This window comes from Streptococcus mitis (assembly GCF_047462815.1).
Lineage (GTDB): Bacteria > Bacillota > Bacilli > Lactobacillales > Streptococcaceae > Streptococcus > Streptococcus mitis_DO.
Map to the genome: position 1 here is coordinate 52,390 of NZ_JASHFB010000007.1, position 20,953 is coordinate 73,342.

The window sequence follows — 20,953 nt, forward strand, 5'->3', positions numbered from 1 at the left end:
AAACAAGCATATAAGAAAAAAGATACCCAAGATTTCTTGGGTATCTTTTTTAAAATAAACGGAAGACATGGGATTCGAACCCACGCACGCTGTTACACGCCTACCGCGTTTCCAACACGGCCTCTTAAGCCTCTTGAGTAATCTTCCAATACTTACTCAAATAGTCTACCATAAAGGCTCTTATCTTGCAATAAAAATTCTGAAAATAAGAAAAATGATAGAATTTGAAAGAAAATGATAAAAAATGCTTGACTTTAAAAGAAAGTGTGATAGAATGAATAGTGTAAACGATAACAGGAGGTGATTCAGTGTTAAAAACAGAGCGGAAGCAACTGATTTTAGAGGAGTTAAATCAACATCATGTAGTTTCTCTAGAGAAATTAGTTAGTTTGCTAGAGACCTCAGAATCAACGGTTCGAAGAGACTTGGATGAGTTGGAAGCGGAAAACAAGCTTCGTCGCGTGCATGGTGGAGCAGAATTGCCCCATTCCTTGCAGGAAGAAGAAACCATTCAAGAAAAATCTGTCAAAAACCTTCAAGAGAAAAAGCTACTTGCTCAGAAAGCAGCCTCTCTCATCAAGGAACAAGATGTCATCTTTATCGATGCTGGAACAACAACTGCTTTTTTGATCCATGAATTGGTCAATAAGAATATTACTGTTGTGACAAATTCGATTCACCATGCCGCACAGTTGGTTGAAAAGCAGATTCCAACTGTCATGGTTGGAGGAAGTGTCAAGATGGCAACAGATGCTAGCATCGGGGGCGTTGCTCTTAACCAGATTAACCAATTGCACTTTGACCGTGCCTTTATCGGGATGAATGGTGTGGACGATGGCTATTATACGACTCCTGATATGGAGGAGGGAGCTGTTAAGCGTGCTATTTTAGAAAATGCCAAACAGACCTATGTCTTGGTGGATTCGTCAAAAATTGGACAAACTTGCTTTGCCAAGGTAGCACCACTCAAACGAGCTATTGTTATCACAAGTCAAGGGCATGAGCTCTTGCAGGCTATTAAGGAGAAAACGGAGGTAATAGAAGTATGATTTATACAGTCACACTCAATCCATCCATTGACTATATCGTTCGTTTGGACCAAGTCCAAGTTGGTAGTGTCAATCGTATGGACAGTGATGATAAGTTTGCTGGAGGGAAAGGAATCAATGTTAGCCGTGTCTTGAAACGCTTGGATATTCCAAATACAGCGACTGGATTTATCGGAGGTTTTACTGGTGAATTTATCACAGATACTCTGGCAGAGGAAGAAATTGAGACACGTTTTGTCCAAGTGGCAGAAGATACTCGTATCAATGTCAAGATCAAAGCAGACCAAGAAACAGAAATCAACGGAACGGGTCCAACTGTTGAACCGGATCAGTTAGAAGAATTGAAAGCTATTCTTTCAAGTTTAACAGCAGAAGATACAGTTGTCTTTGCAGGTTCAAGTGCTAAAAATCTAGGCAATGTTATCTATAAGGATTTGATTGCCTTGACACGTCAGACAGGTGCGCAAGTCGTTTGTGACTTTGAAGGACAGACCTTGATTGATAGTTTGGACTATCAGCCACTTTTGGTCAAACCAAACAATCATGAACTTGGAGCTATCTTTGGAGTGAAACTCGAAAATTTAGATGAAATCGAGAACTATGCTCGTGAGTTACTGGCTAAAGGTGCTCAAAATGTCATTATCTCCATGGCTGGGGACGGTGCCCTTCTTGTCACATCTGAGGGAGCTTACTTCGCAAAACCTATCAAGGGAACAGTGAAAAATTCAGTCGGAGCTGGTGACTCTATGGTTGCTGGATTTACAGGTGAATTTGTCAAATCTAAAGATGCAGTAGAAGCCTTCAAATGGGGAGTAGCTTGTGGAACAGCAACGACATTCTCAGATGACTTGGCAACGGCGGAATTTATTAAAGAAACATATGAAAAAGTTGAGGTAGAAAAAAGATGAAAATTCAAGACCTATTGAGAAAAGATGTCATGTTGCTCGATTTGCAGGCGACTGAAAAAACAGCTGTCATCGACGAGATGATTAAAAGCTTGACAGATCACGGTTATGTGACAGATTTTGAAACCTTTAAAGAAGGAATTTTGGTGCGTGAAGCTTTGACTTCTACTGGTTTAGGTGATGGTATCGCAATGCCTCACAGCAAAAATGCTGCTGTCAAAGAAGCGACAGTTCTCTTTGCTAAGTCAAATAAGGGTGTTGATTATGAGAGCTTGGATGGACAAGCAACTGACCTCTTCTTCATGATTGCGGCTCCAGAAGGTGCTAATGACACTCACCTAGCAGCCTTGGCAGAATTGTCTCAATACTTGATGAAAGACGGTTTTGCTGATAAACTTCGTCAAGCAACATCAGCTGACCAAGTTATCGAACTTTTTGACAAAGCTTCAGAAAAAACGGAAGAGCCTGTTCAAGTACCTGCTAATGAAACTGGTGACTTTATCGTGGCTGTTACAGCTTGTACGACAGGTATTGCTCACACTTACATGGCCCAAGAAGCCCTTCAAAAAGTGGCTGCTGAAATGGGTGTTGGGATCAAGGTTGAAACCAACGGTGCTAGCGGTGTTGGAAACCAACTAACTGCTGAGGACATCCGCAAGGCTAAAGCTGTTATCATTGCAGCAGACAAGGCCGTTGAAATGGATCGTTTTGATGGTAAACCATTGATCAATCGTCCGGTTGCTGACGGTATCCGTAAGACAAAAGAGTTAATTAACTTGGCTCTTTCAGGAGATGCTGAAGTCTACCGTGCAGCTAATGGTGCAAAAGCTGCAACAGCCTCTAACGAAAAACAAAGCCTCGGTGGTGCCTTCTACAAACACTTGATGAGTGGTGTATCTCAAATGTTGCCATTTGTTATCGGTGGTGGTATCATGATTGCCCTTGCTTTCTTGATTGATGGTGCTTTAGGTGTTCCAAATGAAAATCTTGGTAATCTTGGTTCTTATCATGAGTTAGCTTCTATGTTCATGAAAATTGGTGGTGCAGCCTTTGGTTTGATGCTTCCAGTCTTTGCAGGTTATGTTGCCTACTCTATCGCTGAAAAACCAGGTTTGGTAGTAGGTTTCGTGGCTGGTGCTATTGCTAAAGAAGGTTTTGCATTTGGTAAAATTCCTTATGCCGCAGGTGGTGAAGCAACTTCAACTCTTGCAGGTGTCTCATCTGGTTTCCTAGGTGCCCTTGTTGGTGGATTTATCGCAGGTGCTTTAGTTCTTGCTATCAAGAAATACGTTAAAGTTCCTCGTTCACTTGAAGGTGCAAAATCAATCCTTCTCTTGCCACTTCTTGGAACAATCTTGACTGGATTTGTCATGCTAGCTGTGAATATCCCAATGGCGGCAATCAACACTGCTATGAATGACTTCCTAGGCGGTCTTGGAGGAGGTTCAGCTGTCCTTCTTGGTATCGTTCTTGGAGGAATGATGGCTGTCGATATGGGTGGACCAGTCAATAAAGCGGCTTATGTCTTTGGTACAGGTACGCTTGCAGCAACTGTTTCTTCAGGTGGTTCTGTGGCTATGGCAGCAGTTATGGCTGGAGGAATGGTGCCACCACTTGCCATCTTTGTCGCAACTCTTCTCTTTAAAGACAAATTTACTAAGGAAGAACGCAACTCTGGTTTGACAAACATCATCATGGGCTTGTCATTTATCACTGAGGGAGCAATTCCATTTGGTGCCGCTGACCCAGCTCGTGCGATCCCAAGTTTCATCCTTGGTTCAGCAGTAGCAGGTGGCCTCGTTGGTCTTACTGGTATCAAACTCATGGCGCCACACGGAGGAATCTTCGTAATTGCCCTTACTTCAAATGCTCTCCTTTACCTCGTTTCTGTCTTAGTAGGAGCAATCGTAAGTGGTGTGGTCTATGGTTACCTACGCAAACCACAAGCATAAAACTTAGATAGAAAATGAAAAGATTGGACCGTTTGGTGCAGTCTTTTTCTCTTTCCGAAATGCCTGTGAAATATGGTATAATAGAAGAATGGCAAACAAGAATACAAGTAAAACAAGACGGAGACCGTCTAAAGCAGAACTCGAAAGAAAAGAAGCGATTCAACGAATGTTGATTTCGTTGGGAATCGCCCTTTTATTGATTTTCGCAGCCTTTAAATTAGGGGCTGCAGGTATAACCCTGTACAATTTAATTCGCTTGCTGGTGGGGAGCCTAGCATATCTAGCAATATTTGGTATTCTGCTCTACCTCTTCTTTTTCAAGTGGATACGAAAACAGGAAGGGCTCCTATTAGGCTTTTTCACCATATTTGCTGGCTTGCTCTTGATTTTTGAGGCCTATTTGGTTTGGAAATATGGTTTGGACAAGTCGGTATTAAAAGGGACCATGGCTCAGGTTGTGACGGATTTGACTGCTTTTCGAACGACCAGTTTTGCTGGAGGTGGCTTGATTGGAGTCGCTCTTTATATTCCAATCGCCTTTCTCTTTTCAAATATCGGTACTTACTTTATTGGTTCTATCTTGATTTTAGCTGGATCCCTCCTAGTCAGTCCTTGGTCTGTTTACGATATTGCTGAATTTTGCAGTAAAAACTTTGCCAAATGGCGGGAAGGACATGAGCGTCGAAAAGAGGAACGCTTTGTCAAACAAGAAGAAAAAGCTCGTCAAAAGGCTGAGGAAGAGGCTAGATTAGAACAAGAAGAGACCGAAAAAGCCTTACTCGATTTGCCTCCTGTTGATATGGAAACAGGTGAAATTTTGACAGGGGAAGATATTCAAACTTTTCCAGAAGAAGACTGGGTGGAACCAGAAATCATCCTACCTCAAACTGAACTTGAACTCGCTGAACAGGAAGATGGCTCTGATGATGAAGATGTTCAGGTCGATTTTTCAGCAAAAGAAGCCCTCGAATACAAACTTCCAAGCTTACAACTCTTTGCCCCAGATAAACCAAAAGACCAGTCTAAAGAGAAGAAAATCGTTCGGGAAAATATCAAAATCCTAGAAGAAACCTTTGCTAGCTTTGGTATCAAGGTAACGGTTGAACGGGCCGAAATTGGTCCATCTGTGACCAAGTATGAAGTCAAGCCTGCAGTGGGTGTACGGGTCAATCGCATTTCCAATCTAGCAGATGACCTCGCTCTAGCCTTGGCGGCTAAGGATGTCCGAATCGAAGCACCTATCCCAGGGAAATCTTTAGTGGGAATTGAAGTACCTAACTCTGAGATTGCGACTGTATCCTTCCGCGAACTATGGGAACAATCTCAAACGAAAGCAGAAAATCTCTTGGAAATTCCTTTAGGGAAGGCGGTTAATGGTACTGCAAGAGCTTTTGACCTTTCCAAAATGCCCCACTTGCTAGTTGCAGGTTCAACGGGTTCAGGGAAGTCAGTAGCTGTTAACGGCATTATCGCCAGCATCCTCATGAAGGCGAGACCTGACCAAGTTAAATTTATGATGGTCGATCCCAAGATGGTTGAGTTATCTGTTTACAATGACATTCCCCATCTCTTGATTCCAGTCGTGACCAATCCACGCAAGGCCAGCAAGGCCCTGCAAAAGGTTGTGGATGAAATGGAAAACCGTTATGAACTCTTTGCCAAGGTGGGAGTTCGGAATATTGCAGGCTTTAATGCCAAGGTAGAAGAGTTCAATGCCCAGTCTGAGTACAAGCAGATTCCGCTACCGCTCATTGTCGTGATTGTGGATGAGTTGGCTGACCTCATGATGGTTGCCAGCAAGGAAGTGGAAGATGCCATCATTCGTCTTGGGCAGAAGGCGCGTGCTGCAGGGATTCACATGATTCTTGCAACCCAGCGTCCATCCGTTGATGTCATATCTGGGTTGATTAAAGCCAATGTCCCATCTCGAGTGGCTTTTGCGGTATCATCAGGGACAGATTCCCGTACTATCTTGGATGAAAATGGAGCAGAAAAACTGCTTGGCCGAGGTGACATGCTCTTTAAACCGATTGATGAAAATCATCCAGTTCGTCTCCAAGGATCCTTTATCTCGGATGATGATGTTGAACGCATCGTAAACTTCATCAAGGCTCAGGCTGATGCGGACTACGATGAGAGTTTTGATCCAGGTGAGGTTTCTGAAAATGAAGGAGAATTTTCAGATGGTGAATCTGGTGGAGACCCGCTTTTTGAAGAAGCCAAGGCTTTGGTAATCGAAACCCAGAAAGCCAGCGCATCTATGATTCAGCGTCGTTTATCAGTTGGATTTAACCGTGCGACCCGTCTCATGGAAGAGCTTGAGATGGCAGGTGTCATTGGTCCAGCTGAAGGTACCAAGCCAAGAAAAGTATTGCAACAATAAATTTCTCTCTTATACGGAAATGTGAACCTGACGTGATTTGAAGAGGTTTTTGAAGCGGATTATCTATGATGTATAATTAATTGAATCTAAAATAGTACGAAACGACTTTTAAAGCATGAAATTGATTTGAATTCCCTAATAAATTTGTTCACATTTTATTCAAACACTATATCAAGCTGAAACAGGTTTAGAATTTCTTTTAGATATATGAAGACTCCCCTTATAGTTTCTAGTGAATATTTGTTTTTCACTAGAAACTATAAGGGGAGCTTTTGTAGTCATGTATAAGATAGATTTCTCTTTTTTGTTTCATTGAGTATAAAAATGCATAGCTCACTTTTCAGTAGGAATCAGCTATTGTATTCGCTAGATGTTAGCTGACATCAATTCACTACTGTTTAAAATTTTGAGAGTTCTGCAGTTTTTGAGTTCAGTTTCTGTTTATTCACCAAAGAAAAATGGTGGGGCGAACCGTTTCAGCTCTTCAAAGCAATGTTGGGCTGCCTCTACATCTTCACAGATGACAAGGCAGACATCATCACCACAGAGGGTAGCGATAGCGTCAGGGAAATTCAAAGCATCAATGATAGAACCAAATGATTGAGCTAGTCCAGGAAGGGTTTTTAGTAGGACTTGGTGTTGAACTGGGCGCATCAAGACAAGGGCGTCTTCCATGTAGAGTTCAAGACGTTTTTCCCATTTTGAGATAGAGCCTGTATTGAGCACATAGTAAGAGTTATCTTCTTCTCGTACTTTTGAGAGGTTCATACTTTTAATATCTCTCGAAAGTGTTGCTTGTGTAACTTGAATGTCGTTATCGGCAAGAAGAGATTGTAACTCAGCTTGTGTGTGAATCTTATTTTTCGTTACAAGAGCTCGTATGAGTTGATGTCGGTGTTCAGATTTATTCATAATGATTTAACTCCTTGTACAAAGTACAGAAAGCGTGGACTGATCGAAATTGTCAGTCGAGTGGTAAGCGGTATTGTCACGTATGATGATTTCAATGTAAGTAGCCTAAAGAACTAGATGGAGAGCATCTCCCTCTTTTAACTTGTCACTAGTTGGATGCAGTTGAATTGGATATCTATCCCTTCATCTACAATGCTGTTCTTTACTGACAGTGAATCATTTAATTATGGTAGCATTTTGTCACGGCTTCTTGTGAATTTACGCTCAATGGCAATTCACAGAGATTGTCCAATATGTGGTGTGGTAGCGTGTATGATAGAGGGTTACACATGTTGGTCAGGGGTGTTATATCATTTGTCCAAACTACAGTTATCGGCTTATCATAAGCCCTTCTTTGAGAGTGGATTTGATACCAAGTTTCTGTTTCGTTAGACTATTCAAGTGGAAATTTTTCCATACTGAATGTCTGTTACATTATACCTTTTGACAAGGTAAGATAAGTGTAGACTGTTCAAGATCAACAGTCAGCTGGTAAGCGGTATTGTCACGGATTGTGATTTCAAAGTCAGTAGTATAGAGGACTAAACGAAGAGTATCTCCTTCTTTTAACTTGTAAATAGTTGGTTGCAGTTCAAATTGCACCTCCATCCATTCATCTGCAGTAATATCCTCTACTAACAATAAATCATTTCTATTTTGTAAATTGAGGTAACCTTTTGTCACGACTCGTTGTGCATTTGGTCTAAATGGTAATTCACAGAGATTTTCCAACATATGGTAGCGTCCATTATCAATGGTTCTAGCACTTAAAATAGCTGGATAAGGTTGTAGGTATTTCTTCTGTCCAAATTCAAGCAGTTGTGCAGATAAGAGCCCCTTATTTGTACTGGATTTGATACGAAGATTGAGTTGGGCACGACCGTTCAAGTGAAGATCTTTGGTTACAGGAAGGTCAATAGTAATCTGATTGACTTTCCCTTGATAGAGTTCTGTATTGAAGGTCTGGTAGGTCTTACCATAACGCTCAAAATCTTTATCTGAGTACTGGTTTTGAATGACTTTCTCTTCTTGACCAAGTGAGAAGGTTTCAAAGTTTTCTTGCCTACCGAAGTTATCAAGTGATAACCAAGTCTGAGGAGCTGAATTGTCCTGCCAGATAACAGTAGGAAGTTGGAAATCTGTATCTTGTCCCAGTAATTTCTTTGTCAACAAAGCGTTTATGGACTCACGGAAGTCAATGGACTGCCAGTTGTTCATGTAAACATGTGCGCCATTATGGAAAAAGAGGTGCTTATTTATATGAGCAGGAAGAGCATGGAACATCTGGTAAACATGAAGAGGTTTGACATTCCAATCCTGTGAACCGTGGGTAAAGACAACCTCTGCTTTTACATTATGGGCATTGAGCAGATAGTTGCGATCATGCCAAAACTGGTTATAGTCGCCGGTCTTGCGATCCAGTTGTTCTTTTACTTTTTCTAAGTCAGATTGGTGAGCTTCATTGCCACGGATATAGTCGCCAGCCAAGAGATTACGAGAATAAGTTAACTCAGCAAGGGAGTCAAAGTCCTCACCTGGATAACCGCCTGGACTAGTTACCAGACCGTTTTCACGATAGTAGTTGTACCAAGATGAAATGCCAGCCTCAGCAATGATAACCTCTAAACCATCGACTCCTGTAGTCGCAAGACCATTGGACATGGTACCTAGATAAGAAAGTCCAGTTGTGGCTACTTTTCCATTTGACCAGTCAGCCTTGACTTGACGCTGGCGCGTGTGGTCGGTAAAGGCACGGCAACGACCATTGAGCCAGTCAATGACATTTTTATAAGCTTCGATTTGTTGATAGTCTCCGTTAGTCATGAAACCAGTAGAGTCTTTGGTACCAACACCTGACACATAGAGATTGGCAAAACCTCGTGGGAGGAAGTAGTCGTTGAGTGTATAGCTAGCATTGATGTGCGTTAGCTTTTCCTCAGCTTCTGACACAAGCTCAGCTTGACCTTGGGGGTGGACGAGATTGAGTTGAGGTTCCTCTAGTTCAATCTTATAAGCAGGTTTAACCTCAAGCTCGCCCTCCATCTTGTAGAGAGCCTTGTCACTAGCCTTGTCATTTGTTCCCTGATGATAAGGACTTGCTGTCATGATGGCAGGGATTTGCCCCTCGTAACGTGGACGAATAATGCTGACCTTGACTAAGTCTGGTAGACCTTTTTGGTCAGTATCGACACGAGACTCAACGTAGACCACTTCTCGAATAACATCATGGCTGGAAAAAGTTGCTAAACTCTTGCCGTTAAAGTAGTGGTAGTCATTATCCTCCGGAATAAGACCATCACTAACAAGTTGGTCGATAAGAGTATTTCCCTTTTTGGTGCGAGTATTGAGTAACTGATAGAGATTTTCAATCAAGTCACCGTATACAATAGGAAATCCAGTCTCTTTACGAAAAGATTCACTGTCTTCGAAGTCAATCAAATAAGAAAAGCCTAAAAGTTGAAAAGCAACAGTATAAAAAATATCTGCTGTCAGTTCATCTTCTGATTGAAAAAATGTTAGCAGGTCTGTTTTTTTATCAGATGCTAGGATGGAAAGTGGATAGTTGGTGTCTTGATAAGTGAAAAAGAAACGACTTAGAAAAGACTCCAACATCTTTTTATTTGTTGACTCAGATGGAAAATCAAATCCATACTTTTTTAATTCATATAAAATAGTATCTCTTGGAAGTGATAAATAGCTGAATTGATTAAAGCGCATAAAACCTCCTTGTAAAATAATAATTAAGGTTATTATATCAAAAAAATAGGAGAAAGGGAATTATTAAGTGAGAAAGAAATTAATTAAAGAATAATGAATATTATTTATATGAAAAACAGGTACAACTCTATAGTTCAAAACAAGTTATAATAGTAAATAGATTAATTGGATATGTATTTCTATTTTAAAAGATATATTCATTTCTTGGGATAAAAAAGTAAAAAAATTACCGGAGCATTTGATTCTTTAAATGTATTTTTACTTTTTTCGTTCAAAAAATTTTACTTTAAGGATAAAATTTTTACTTTAAGGATAAAATAGAGATAGGAGTCATTGCTTTTGTCTTTCTCTTTTTGAAAATGGTATAATATAGTGAGAAGGATAGAGGAGAAGTGTAAATTGATCGCACAACTAGATACAAAAACAGTCTATAGTTTTATGGAGAGCGTCATTTCGATTGAAAAGTATGTGAGAGCAGCTAAAGAATTCGGCTACACTCATCTGGCTATGATGGATATTGATAATCTTTATGGTGCTTTTGACTTTCTAGAGGTTACAAAAAAATATGGCATTCATCCTTTATTAGGGCTTGAAATGACTGTATTTGTGGGTGCTCAGGAAGTGAATCTGCGCTTTTTAGCTCTATCTAGTGTGGGCTATCAGCAGTTGATGAAGTTTTCAACAGCCAAGATGCAGGGGGAGAAAAATTGGTCAGTTTTATCTCAGTACCTGGAGGATATTGCGGTAATTGTGCCTTATTTTGATGGACTGGAGTTGTTAAATTTAGGCTGTGATTACTATATAGGGGTTTATCCGGAAACACTAGCCAGCGAATTTCATCATCCAATCTTGCCCCTCTATCGGGTCAATACATTTGAAAGTAAGGATAGAGAAGTTCTACAAGTATTAACAGCGATTAAAGAAAACCTACCGCTCAGAGAAGTCCCTTTGCGCTCGCGACAAGATGTCCTTATATCAGCAAGTTCTTTAGAGAAACTATTCCAAGAACGTTTTCCTCAAGCCTTGGAAAACTTAGAAAAGCTTATTTCAGGTATTTCTTATGACTTGGATACTAGTTTGAAACTGCCTCGTTTTAATCCAGCGAGACCAGCAGTAGAAGAGTTGAGAGAACGCGCTGAGCTTGGGCTTGCTCAGAAGGGGTTGTCTAGTAAAGAATATCAAGACCGTCTAGACCAAGAATTGGCTGTTATTCATGATATGGGCTTTGATGATTATTTCTTGGTTGTCTGGGATTTGTTGCGTTTTGGACGTTCGAATGGTTATTATATGGGAATGGGACGAGGTTCCGCAGTTGGTAGCTTGGTTTCCTATGCCTTGGATATTACAGGGATTGACCCAGTAGAGAAAAATCTGATTTTTGAACGTTTCCTCAATCGTGAACGCTATACTATGCCTGATATTGATATTGATATTCCTGATATTTATCGTCCAGATTTTATCAGGTATGTTGGCAATAAATATGGCAGTAAACATGCGGCTCAAATCGTTACTTTTTCTACCTTTGGGGCCAAGCAAGCTCTGCGAGATGTTTTAAAACGTTTTGGTGTTCCAGAGTATGAATTATCTGCAATTACCAAGAAAATCAGTTTTCGTGACAATCTCAAGTCGGCTTATGAGGGTAACCTCCAGTTTCGTCAGCAAATTAATAGTAAGTTAGAATACCAAAAAGCCTTTGAGATTGCTTGCAAGATAGAGGGCTATCCAAGACAAACCTCAGTCCATGCGGCTGGTGTTGTAATTAGTGACCAAGATTTGACAGACTATATCCCACTAAAGCATGGTGATGAAATTCCACTGACTCAGTATGATGCTCATGGAGTCGAAGCAAGTGGGCTTTTGAAAATGGACTTTCTGGGACTGCGAAATTTGACCTTTGTCCAGAAGATGCAAGAGTTGCTTGCTGAAACAGAAGGGATTAAGATAGCTATCAACGAGATTGATTTGGAAGATAAAGAAACGTTAGCTTTATTTGCCTCTGGTAATACAAAAGGTATCTTTCAATTTGAGCAACCTGGAGCTATTCGCCTGCTCAAGCGTGTGCAGCCAGTCTGTTTTGAAGATGTCGTAGCAACTACTTCCCTAAATCGACCAGGTGCTAGTGATTATATCAATAATTTTGTGGCAAGAAAGCATGGGCAGGAAGAAGTGACTGTTCTGGATCCAGTACTGGAGGATATTTTGGCTCCAACTTACGGAATTATGCTCTATCAGGAGCAGGTTATGCAGGTTGCTCAGCGTTTTGCTGGATTTAGTCTTGGGAAAGCCGATATTTTGCGCCGAGCTATGGGGAAAAAGGATGCCTCTGCCATGCATGAGATGAGGGCTTCTTTTATTCAAGGTTCATTAGAAGCTGGACATACTGCGGAAAAAGCAGAGCAGGTTTTTGATGTTATGGAGAAGTTTGCAGGTTATGGATTTAATAGATCTCACGCCTATGCCTACTCAGCCTTGGCCTTCCAGTTGGCTTATTTCAAAACGCATTATCCAGCCATTTTTTATCAGGTCATGTTGAATTCCGCCAACAGTGATTACTTAACAGATGCCTTAGAAGCAGGCTTTGAAGTAGCGCCTCTGTCCATCAACACCATTCCTTATCACGATAAAATTGCCAACAAGGCCATCTATCTAGGATTGAAATCGATTAAGGGAATCAGCAAGGATTTGGCACTTTGGATTATTGAAAATAGACCCTATTCTAACATTGAAGATTTTATAGCTAAATTACCTGAGAATTATTTGAAACTTCCTCTGCTAGAACCTTTGGTAAAAGTTGGTCTTTTCGATTCATTTGAAAAAAATCGCCAAAAAGTATTCAATAATTTAGTTAATCTATTTGAATTTGTAAAAGAGTTAGGAAGTTTGTTTGGAGATACTATTTATAGTTGGCAGGAATCGGAAGATTGGACAGATCAAGAAAAATTCTATATGGAACAAGAGCTTTTAGGGATAGGTGTCAGCAAACATCCCCTACAAGCTATTGCAAGTAAGGCTATTTACCCGATTACCCCAATTGGGAATTTGTCAGAAAATAGCTACGCTATTATTTTGGTTGAAGTTCAGAAGATAAAAGTAATTCGTACCAAAAAGGGCGAAAACATGGCTTTCTTACAGGTAGATGATAGTAAGAAAAAATTGGATGTCACTCTCTTTTCAGACTTATATCGTCAGGTTGGGCAGAAAATAAAAGAGGGAGCCTTCTACTATATAAAAGGAAAAATACAGTCACGTGATGGCCGTTTGCAAATGATTGCACAAGAAATAAGAGAAGCAGTCGCTGAACGTTTTTGGATACAGGTGAAGAATCATGATTCCGATCAAGAAATTTCACGTATTTTAGACCAGTATAAAGGCCCAATCCCAGTCATCATCAGGTATGAAGAGGAACAGAAAACAATCGTTTCTCCCCATCATTTTGTAGCTAAATCCAATGAATTAGAAGCGAAATTGAATGAAATGGTTATGAAAACGATTTATCGCTAAAAATACGGAAAATAGAAGAATTTTAAAATCAAATGTGGTATAATCAATAAGAATGTTAAAAGAAAAAGGAGCATAAACCAATATGAAACGTATTGCTGTTTTGACTAGTGGCGGAGACGCACCTGGTATGAACGCTGCTATCCGTGCAGTTGTTCGTCAAGCAATTTCAGAAGGAATGGAAGTGTTTGGTATCTATGACGGATATGCTGGTATGGTTGCCGGTGAAATTCATCCCCTAGATGCAGCTTCAGTAGGAGACATCATTTCTCGTGGTGGTACTTTCCTTCACTCAGCTCGTTACCCAGAGTTCGCTCAACTTGAAGGGCAACTTAAAGGGATTGAGCAATTGAAAAAACACGGAATTGAAGGTGTAGTTGTTATCGGTGGTGACGGATCTTACCACGGCGCTATGCGTTTGACTGAACATGGCTTCCCAGCTATCGGTCTTCCAGGTACAATCGATAACGATATCGTTGGTACTGACTTTACAATCGGTTTTGACACAGCGGTTACAACTGCTATGGATGCTATCGATAAGATTCGTGATACATCATCAAGTCACCGTCGTACTTTTGTTATTGAAGTTATGGGACGTAACGCTGGTGATATCGCTCTTTGGGCTGGTATTGCAACTGGTGCTGATGAAATCATCATTCCTGAAGAAGGATTCAAGATTGAAGATATCGTAGAAAGCATTAAATGTGGTTATGAGTGTGGTAAAAAACACAATATCATCGTCTTGGCAGAAGGTGTGATGTCAGCAGCTGAATTTGGTAAAAAACTAAAAGAAGCTGGGGATACAAGCGACCTTCGTGTGACAGAACTTGGACATATTCAACGTGGTGGTTCTCCAACTGCGCGTGACCGTGTATTGGCGTCACGTATGGGTGCGCATGCTGTTAAACTTCTTAAAGAAGGTATCGGTGGTGTTGCGGTTGGTATCCGTAACGAAAAAATGGTTGAAAATCCAATTCTTGGAACTGCAGAAGAAGGAGCATTGTTTAGCCTTACTGCAGAAGGTAAGATTGTTGTTAACAACCCACACAAAGCCGACATTGAGCTATCTAGCTTGAATAAGAGCTTGTCATAATTTACAATTTAGTTAATAAGACCAAAAAGGTCATATATATAAAGGAGTCACAAAAATCATGAACAAACGTGTAAAAATCGTTGCAACTTTGGGTCCTGCGGTAGAAATCCGTGGTGGTAAAAAATTCGGTGAGGACGGATACTGGGGTGAAAAACTTGATGTTGAAGCTTCAGCTAAAAACATTGCTAAATTGATTGAAGCTGGTGCTAACACATTCCGTTTCAACTTCTCACACGGTGACCACCAAGAACAAGGTGAGCGTATGGCAACTGTTAAACTTGCTGAAAAACTTGCAGGTAAAAAAGTTGGTTTCCTTCTTGATACAAAAGGACCAGAAATCCGTACAGAATTGTTCGAAGGTGAAGCTAAAGAGTATTCATACAAAACTGGTGAGAAAATCCGTGTTGCAACTAAACAAGGAATCAAATCAACTCGTGAAGTGATTGCATTGAACGTTGCTGGTGCTCTTGATATCTATGATGATGTTGAAGTTGGTCGTCAAGTTTTGGTTGACGATGGTAAACTTGGTCTTCGTGTGGTTGCTAAAGATGATGCAACTCGTGAATTTGAAGTTGAAGTTGAAAACGATGGTATCATCGCTAAACAAAAAGGTGTGAACATCCCTAACACTAAAATTCCTTTCCCAGCTCTTGCTGAACGTGATAACGACGATATCCGTTTCGGTCTTGAACAAGGTATCAACTTCATCGCTATTTCATTCGTACGTACTGCAAAAGACGTGAACGAAGTTCGTGCAATCTGTGAAGAAACTGGAAACGGACATGTTCAATTGTTCGCTAAAATCGAAAACCAACAAGGTATCGATAACTTGGATGAAATCATCGAAGCTGCTGATGGTATCATGATCGCTCGTGGTGACATGGGTATCGAAGTACCATTCGAAATGGTTCCAGTTTACCAAAAAATGATCATCACTAAAGTGAACGCTGCAGGTAAAGTTGTTATCACTGCAACAAACATGCTTGAAACAATGACTGAAAAACCACGTGCAACTCGTTCAGAAGTATCAGACGTATTTAACGCTGTTATCGATGGAACTGACGCAACAATGCTTTCAGGTGAGTCTGCAAACGGTAAATACCCACTTGAGTCAGTAACTACAATGGCTACAATCGATAAGAACGCTCAAACTCTTCTTAACGAATACGGACGTTTGAACTCAGATTCATTCGAACGTAACTCTAAGACAGAAGTAATGGCTTCAGCTGTTAAAGATGCTACTAACTCAATGGATATTAAATTGGTTGTAACTCTTACTAAGACAGGTCACACTGCACGTTTGATCTCTAAATACCGTCCAAATGCTGACATCTTGGCATTGACATTCGACGAATTGACAGAACGTGGATTGATGTTGAACTGGGGTGTTATCCCAATGTTGACAGATGCTCCATCTTCAACTGACGATATGTTCGAAATTGCTGAACGTAAAGCAGTTGAAGCAGGTCTTGTAGAATCTGGTGACGATATCGTTATTGTTGCTGGTGTACCAGTTGGAGAAGCTGTTCGTACAAACACAATGCGTATCCGTACAGTACGTTAATTAATAGAAAAATAGCCTATCGTATCAAGCTGTCTAGCCTGTATGATGGGCTTTTTTGTATATGGGAAAAGTTTTCTACTTTTGATTTAATGCAACTGTAGCTAAAGAGTAAATCGTTGCTTGTTCCATACTTTTTGTGATGTGAGTATAAATCTGATTGGTAGTCTTTTTGTCTTCATGCCCAAGCCATGACATGATAGCTTTTAAAGGGATGTTGTTTTTTGAACGAAAATTTCATAAAATGTTTAGTTCTTATAGTGGATTACAACTAGAATAGTACGCCGTGGCTGCTAAAACATTTCTAGAAATTAATTTGTTCATATCTTATTTCAATCTACTATAATATAGATAAAAAACAACTCCCTGATGATTCAAGGAGTTGTCTATAGTTAAATTAGTTTTTTGAAGCTGCTTGGAATTCTGGGTTTTTCCATGCTTCGTCAATGATAGCTTGCAATTCTTTAGCAGATGCTTGCATTTTTTGAGTTTCTGCGTCGTTCAATGGGATATTTACTGGACGAACGATACCATGTGCACCAACAACAGCTGGTTGACCGATAAAGACGTTCTCAACTCCGTATTGACCTTCTTGGAATACTGAAAGTGGAAGTACTGCATTTTCATCGTCAAGGATTGCTTTAGTGATACGAGCAAGGGCTACTGCGATACCGTAGTATGTTGCACCTTTTTTGTTGATGATTGTGTAGGCTGCATCACGAACACCTTCGAACAATTCAATCAATTCAGCTTCTTGAACATTTTGAGTGTCTTTAAGGAATTCTTCAAGGTTTACACCAGCGATGTTTGCGTGTGACCAAACAGCGAACTCAGAGTCACCGTGTTCACCCATGATGTAAGCGTGAACTGAACGAGCATCTACATCCAATTTTTCAGCAAGTGCTTGACGGAAACGAGCTGAGTCAAGTGAAGTACCTGAACCGATAACGCGTTCTTTAGGGAAACCAGAGAATTTCCAAGTTGAGTAAGTCAAAACGTCAACTGGGTTAGCAGCAACAAGGAAGATACCTTTGAAACCTGATTCAACAACTTGAGTTACGATTGATTTGTTGATAGCAAGGTTTTTACCTACAAGGTCAAGACGAGTTTCACCTGGTTTTTGAGGCGCACCTGCAGTGATCACAACAAGGTCAGCGTCTGCACAGTCAGAGTATTGAGCTGCATAGATTTTTTTAGGTGAAGTGAAGGCAAGGGCGTGACTAAGGTCAAGTGCATCACCAACAGCTTTTTCATGCAATTGTGGAATTTCGATAATTCCAAGCTCTTGTGCAATTCCTTGGTTAACAAGTGCAAAAGCGTAAGATGAACCTACAGCACCATCTCCGACAAGGATAACTTTTTTGTGTTGTTTAGTTGAAGTCATTGTTCTAAACATCTCCTTAATTTTATTCAGGGATTTCCCCAGTTATTTTAATTCTATCACTTTTAAAAAGCTTTGTCACGAATATGCCTTTCAGTTCTTGATGTAAACGTTTTAGCTAATTTGGATACCTGAAATATGGCGGACATTATGGTATAATATTATTAATTACTAATAGTGAAATGAGGCATTTATTAATGCAGGATAGAAATTTAGTGAATGTCAATCTGACAAAGGAGATGAAGACGAGCTTTATCGATTACGCCATGAGTGTTATCGTAGCGCGGGCTCTTCCTGATGTTCGAGATGGCTTGAAACCTGTTCACCGTCGGATTCTCTATGGAATGAATGAATTGGGTGTTACTCCAGACAAACCCCATAAAAAATCTGCTCGTATTACAGGGGACGTCATGGGTAAATACCACCCACACGGGGATTCCTCTATCTATGAAGCAATGGTCCGCATGGCTCAATGGTGGAGCTACCGTTACATGCTTGTAGATGGGCATGGAAACTTTGGTTCCATGGATGGAGATGGTGCTGCCGCCCAGCGTTATACTGAGGCACGTATGAGCAAGATTGCTTTAGAAATGCTTCGTGATATCAATAAGAATACGGTTGATTTCGTCGATAACTATGATGCCAATGAACGCGAACCCTTGGTCTTGCCAGCTCGTTTTCCAAACCTTTTGGTCAATGGAGCAACTGGTATTGCCGTTGGGATGGCGACCAATATTCCCCCTCATAACTTGGGTGAAACCATTGATGCAGTGAAGTTGGTCATGGACAATCCTGAAGTGACCACTAAGGACTTGATGGAAGTCTTACCTGGGCCAGATTTTCCAACTGGTGCTCTTGTTATGGGGAAATCAGGTATTCATAAGGCTTATGAAACAGGTAAGGGTTCTATTGTCCTTCGTTCTCGTACTGAAATTGAAGAAACTAAGACTGGCCGTGAGCGTATTGTTGTAACGGAATTTCCATACATGGTCAATAAAACCAAGGTACATGAGCATATTGTTCGTTTGGTTCAGGAAAAACGTATTGAGGGCATCACAGCAGTTCGTGATGAATCAAACCGTGAAGGTGTTCGATTTGTTATCGAAGTTAAGCGCGATGCCTCAGCCAATGTTATCCTCAATAACCTCTTCAAGATGACCCAGATGCAAACCAACTTTGGTTTCAATATGCTTGCTATCCAAAATGGTGTACCGAAGATTTTGTCCCTTCGTCAGATTTTGGATGCTTATATCGAACACCAAAAAGAAGTGGTTGTTCGTCGGACACGTTTTGATAAGGAAAAAGCGGAAGCGCGTGCGCATATCTTAGAAGGTCTCTTGATTGCGCTAGACCATATCGACGGAGTGATTCGTATCATCCGTGCTAGTGAAACAGATGCAGAAGCACAAGCTGAGTTGATGAGTAAGTTTAAGCTTTCTGAACGTCAAAGTCAGGCTATTTTAGATATGCGTCTTCGTCGTTTGACAGGTTTGGAACGCGATAAGATTCAGTCAGAGTATGATGACCTCTTGGCTCTGATTGCGGATTTAGCAGATATTCTTGCTAAACCAGAACGTGTTTCTCAAATCATCAAAGAAGAATTGGATGAAGTTAAGCGTAAGTTTGGCGACCAACGTCGTACAGAGTTGATGGTCGGTGAAGTATTGAGTCTTGAAGATGAGGATTTGATTGAAGAATCGGATGTTTTAATTACGCTTTCTAATAAGGGATACATCAAACGTTTGGACCAAGCTGAATTTACTGCTCAAAAACGTGGTGGCCGCGGTGTTCAAGGGACAGGCGTTAAGGATGACGATTTTGTTCGTGAGTTAGTGTCAACTAGCACCCATGATCACCTGCTCTTCTTTACAAATAAAGGACGTGTCTATCGCCTGAAAGGTTATGAAATTCCTGAGTATGGTCGGACGGCCAAAGGTCTACCAGTAGTTAATCTCTTGAAATTGGATGAAGGTGAAAGTATTCAGACGATTATCAATGTTGAGTCTGAACGCAGTGATGATGCTTACCTCTTCTTCACAACCCGTCATGGTATTGTGAAGAGAACCAGCGTCAAGGAATTTGCTAACATTCGTCAAAATGGTCTCAAAGCACTGAATCTAAAGGATGAAGATGAGCTAATTAATGTCTTGTTGACGGAAGAAGATACGGATATTATTATTGGTACCAAGTTTGGTTATGCAGTTCGCTTTAATCAATCAGCCGTTCGCGGCATGAGTCGTATCGCCACAGGTGTGAAAGGTGTGAATCTCCGTGAGGGAGACACAGTTGTTGGTGCTAGTGTGATTACAGACCAGGACGAGGTTCTTATCATCACAGAAAAAGGATATGGTAAGCGTACAGTCGCGACTGAATATCCAACAAAAGGTCGTGGTGGTAAAGGAATGAAGACGGCTAATGTGGCTGAGAAAAATGGTCCTCTATCAGGTCTCTTGACTGTGAAAGGTGATGAAGACTTGATGATTATCACTGATACAGGTGTCATGATTCGAACCAACGTTGCCAATATTTCACAAACAGGTCGCTCAACTATGGGAGTTAAAGTAATGCGCCTGGATCAAGATGCCAAAATTGTGACCTTTACAACGGTTGCAGCGGCAGAAAAAGAAGAAGTTGGGACAGAAAACGAAACAGAAGGTGAAGCATAATGTCTCAAAAGAATAATAAGAAGAAAAACAAACGAAAAAATCTGCTGATAAATATCCTGGCAGGATTTCTGATACTACTATCAATTGCTTTGATTTTTAATGCTAAAATTCGTGATATTTTCATAGTTTGGAATACCAATAAGTACCAAGTTAGTCAGGTATCAAAAGAAAAAATAGAAGAAAATCAGGATACAGAAGGAAATTTTGATTTTGATTCTGTCAATGCTATCTCTTCTGAAGCGGTTCTAGCTTCTCAATGGGATGCTCAAAAATTACCAGTTATCGGCGGAATTGCAGTTCCTGAATTAGAAATGAATCTGCCAATTTTTAAAGGTCTTGATAATGTCAATCTCTTCTATGGTGCTGGTACGATGAAACGCGATCAAGTGATGGGGAAAGGAAATTATAGTCTAGCTAGTCATCATATTTTTGGTGTCAATAATGCTAATAAAATGTTATTTTCTCCTTTAGATAACGCTAAAAATGGTATGAAGATTTATCTAACCGATAAAAATAAAGTTTATACTTATGAAATACGTGAAGTCAAACGTGTTACACCGGATCGTGTTGATGAAGTTGATGATAGAGATGGCGTCAATGAGATTACATTAGTAACCTGTGAAGACCTTGCTGCTACAGAACGTATTATTGTAAAAGGCGATTTGAAAGAAACAAAAGATTATTCACAAACATCTGATGAAATCCTAACAGCTTTCAATCAACCATATAAACAATTTTATTAATACAAATCAGTGAAATCCTGGATTTCACTGATTTTTTAAGCTTTTCATAAGAA

Annotated in this window: 12 protein-coding genes and 1 tRNA gene; 9 read left to right on the top strand and 4 right to left on the bottom strand. The window is 40.4% G+C overall.

All coding sequences use genetic code 11. The features are described 5' to 3' along the window. Nucleotides 1–59 precede the first annotated feature (59 nt). A tRNA-Ser gene (locus tag QM865_RS04955) sits at nucleotides 60–147 on the bottom strand. A 161-nt stretch (nucleotides 148–308) separates the two neighbouring features. Here QM865_RS04955 and QM865_RS04960 point away from each other — a divergent pair. The 4 genes from QM865_RS04960 to QM865_RS04975 all read left to right on the top strand — a co-directional run bounded on the left by QM865_RS04960 (nucleotide 309) and on the right by QM865_RS04975 (nucleotide 6,289). After that, the gene (locus QM865_RS04960; RefSeq protein WP_000920651.1) at nucleotides 309–1,049 is read left to right on the top strand and encodes a DeoR/GlpR family DNA-binding transcription regulator; all 741 of its coding nucleotides are present in this window, start codon (nucleotides 309–311) and stop codon (nucleotides 1,047–1,049) included. Beyond that, nucleotides 1,046–1,957, top strand: coding sequence for a 1-phosphofructokinase (pfkB, locus tag QM865_RS04965; RefSeq protein WP_261074803.1), 912 nt, complete (start codon nucleotides 1,046–1,048; stop codon nucleotides 1,955–1,957). The genes QM865_RS04960 and pfkB overlap by 4 nt, the downstream gene beginning before the upstream one ends. Then, nucleotides 1,954–3,906: a fructose-specific PTS transporter subunit EIIC gene (locus QM865_RS04970; protein ID WP_414306157.1), complete on the top strand. Its 1,953-nt coding sequence runs from the start codon at nucleotides 1,954–1,956 to the stop codon at nucleotides 3,904–3,906. Before pfkB ends, QM865_RS04970 begins: the two co-directional genes overlap by 4 nt. An 88-nt stretch (nucleotides 3,907–3,994) precedes the next feature. After that, nucleotides 3,995–6,289: a DNA translocase FtsK gene (locus QM865_RS04975; protein WP_414306158.1), complete on the top strand. Its 2,295-nt coding sequence runs from the start codon at nucleotides 3,995–3,997 to the stop codon at nucleotides 6,287–6,289. Between the two features lie 441 nt (nucleotides 6,290–6,730). Here QM865_RS04975 and QM865_RS04980 read toward each other — a convergent pair whose 3' ends face one another. Together QM865_RS04980 and QM865_RS04985 are read right to left on the bottom strand one after the other, a co-directional pair. Continuing rightward, nucleotides 6,731–7,201, bottom strand: a complete 471-nt coding sequence (locus tag QM865_RS04980) for an arginine repressor (RefSeq protein WP_414306159.1) — start codon at nucleotides 7,199–7,201, stop codon at nucleotides 6,731–6,733. 474 nt (nucleotides 7,202–7,675) lie between these two features. Continuing rightward, nucleotides 7,676–9,958 (bottom strand): Xaa-Pro dipeptidyl-peptidase, encoded by a 2,283-nt coding sequence (locus tag QM865_RS04985; protein ID WP_414306160.1) that lies wholly within the window; start codon nucleotides 9,956–9,958, stop codon nucleotides 7,676–7,678. Nucleotides 9,959–10,357: 399 nt separating this feature from the next. Here QM865_RS04985 and QM865_RS04990 point away from each other — a divergent pair, with 399 nt between their 5' ends. The 3 genes from QM865_RS04990 to pyk all read left to right on the top strand — a co-directional run bounded on the left by QM865_RS04990 (nucleotide 10,358) and on the right by pyk (nucleotide 16,113). Further along, nucleotides 10,358–13,459: a DNA polymerase III subunit alpha gene (locus tag QM865_RS04990; RefSeq protein ID WP_265528324.1), complete on the top strand. Its 3,102-nt coding sequence runs from the start codon at nucleotides 10,358–10,360 to the stop codon at nucleotides 13,457–13,459. Nucleotides 13,460–13,541: 82 nt separating this feature from the next. After that, on the top strand, nucleotides 13,542–14,549 hold the full coding sequence (gene pfkA / locus QM865_RS04995; protein WP_000820862.1) for a 6-phosphofructokinase: 1,008 nt from the start codon (nucleotides 13,542–13,544) through the stop codon (nucleotides 14,547–14,549). Nucleotides 14,550–14,607: 58 nt separating this feature from the next. Next, nucleotides 14,608–16,113, top strand: coding sequence for a pyruvate kinase (gene pyk / locus QM865_RS05000; protein ID WP_001042818.1), 1,506 nt, complete (start codon nucleotides 14,608–14,610; stop codon nucleotides 16,111–16,113). A 394-nt stretch (nucleotides 16,114–16,507) separates the two neighbouring features. Here the strand turns inward: pyk and QM865_RS05005 are convergent, their stop codons facing one another. Beyond that, entirely contained in the window at nucleotides 16,508–17,494 is a 987-nt protein-coding gene (locus tag QM865_RS05005; protein WP_000204726.1) for an L-lactate dehydrogenase, read from the bottom strand. A gap of 194 nt (nucleotides 17,495–17,688) precedes the next feature. On the opposite strand from QM865_RS05005, the gene gyrA reads away from it, so the two are divergent. Beyond that, the gene (gyrA, locus tag QM865_RS05010) at nucleotides 17,689–20,157 is read left to right on the top strand and encodes a DNA gyrase subunit A (RefSeq protein WP_414306161.1); all 2,469 of its coding nucleotides are present in this window, start codon (nucleotides 17,689–17,691) and stop codon (nucleotides 20,155–20,157) included. Continuing rightward, complete coding sequence (srtA, locus tag QM865_RS05015) at nucleotides 20,157–20,900, top strand: sortase SrtA (protein ID WP_414306162.1); 744 nt, start codon at nucleotides 20,157–20,159, stop codon at nucleotides 20,898–20,900. The genes gyrA and srtA overlap by 1 nt, the downstream gene beginning before the upstream one ends. Nucleotides 20,901–20,953: the final 53 nt, after the last annotated feature.

Bases quoted from the DNA above. Each gene is read 5' to 3' on its own strand.
- QM865_RS04985 (WP_414306160.1), bottom strand. From the start codon at position 9,958: ATGCGCTTTAATCAATTCAGCTATTTATCACTTCCAAGAGATACTATT.
- QM865_RS04970 (WP_414306157.1), top strand. From the start codon at position 1,954: ATGAAAATTCAAGACCTATTGAGAAAAGATGTCATGTTGCTCGATTTG.
- pfkB (WP_261074803.1), top strand. From the start codon at position 1,046: ATGATTTATACAGTCACACTCAATCCATCCATTGACTATATCGTTCGT.
- srtA (WP_414306162.1), top strand. From the start codon at position 20,157: ATGTCTCAAAAGAATAATAAGAAGAAAAACAAACGAAAAAATCTGCTG.
- pfkA (WP_000820862.1), top strand. From the start codon at position 13,542: ATGAAACGTATTGCTGTTTTGACTAGTGGCGGAGACGCACCTGGTATG.
- gyrA (WP_414306161.1), top strand. From the start codon at position 17,689: ATGCAGGATAGAAATTTAGTGAATGTCAATCTGACAAAGGAGATGAAG.
- QM865_RS05005 (WP_000204726.1), bottom strand. From the start codon at position 17,494: ATGACTTCAACTAAACAACACAAAAAAGTTATCCTTGTCGGAGATGGT.
- QM865_RS04975 (WP_414306158.1), top strand. From the start codon at position 3,995: ATGGCAAACAAGAATACAAGTAAAACAAGACGGAGACCGTCTAAAGCA.
- QM865_RS04980 (WP_414306159.1), bottom strand. From the start codon at position 7,201: ATGAATAAATCTGAACACCGACATCAACTCATACGAGCTCTTGTAACG.
- pyk (WP_001042818.1), top strand. From the start codon at position 14,608: ATGAACAAACGTGTAAAAATCGTTGCAACTTTGGGTCCTGCGGTAGAA.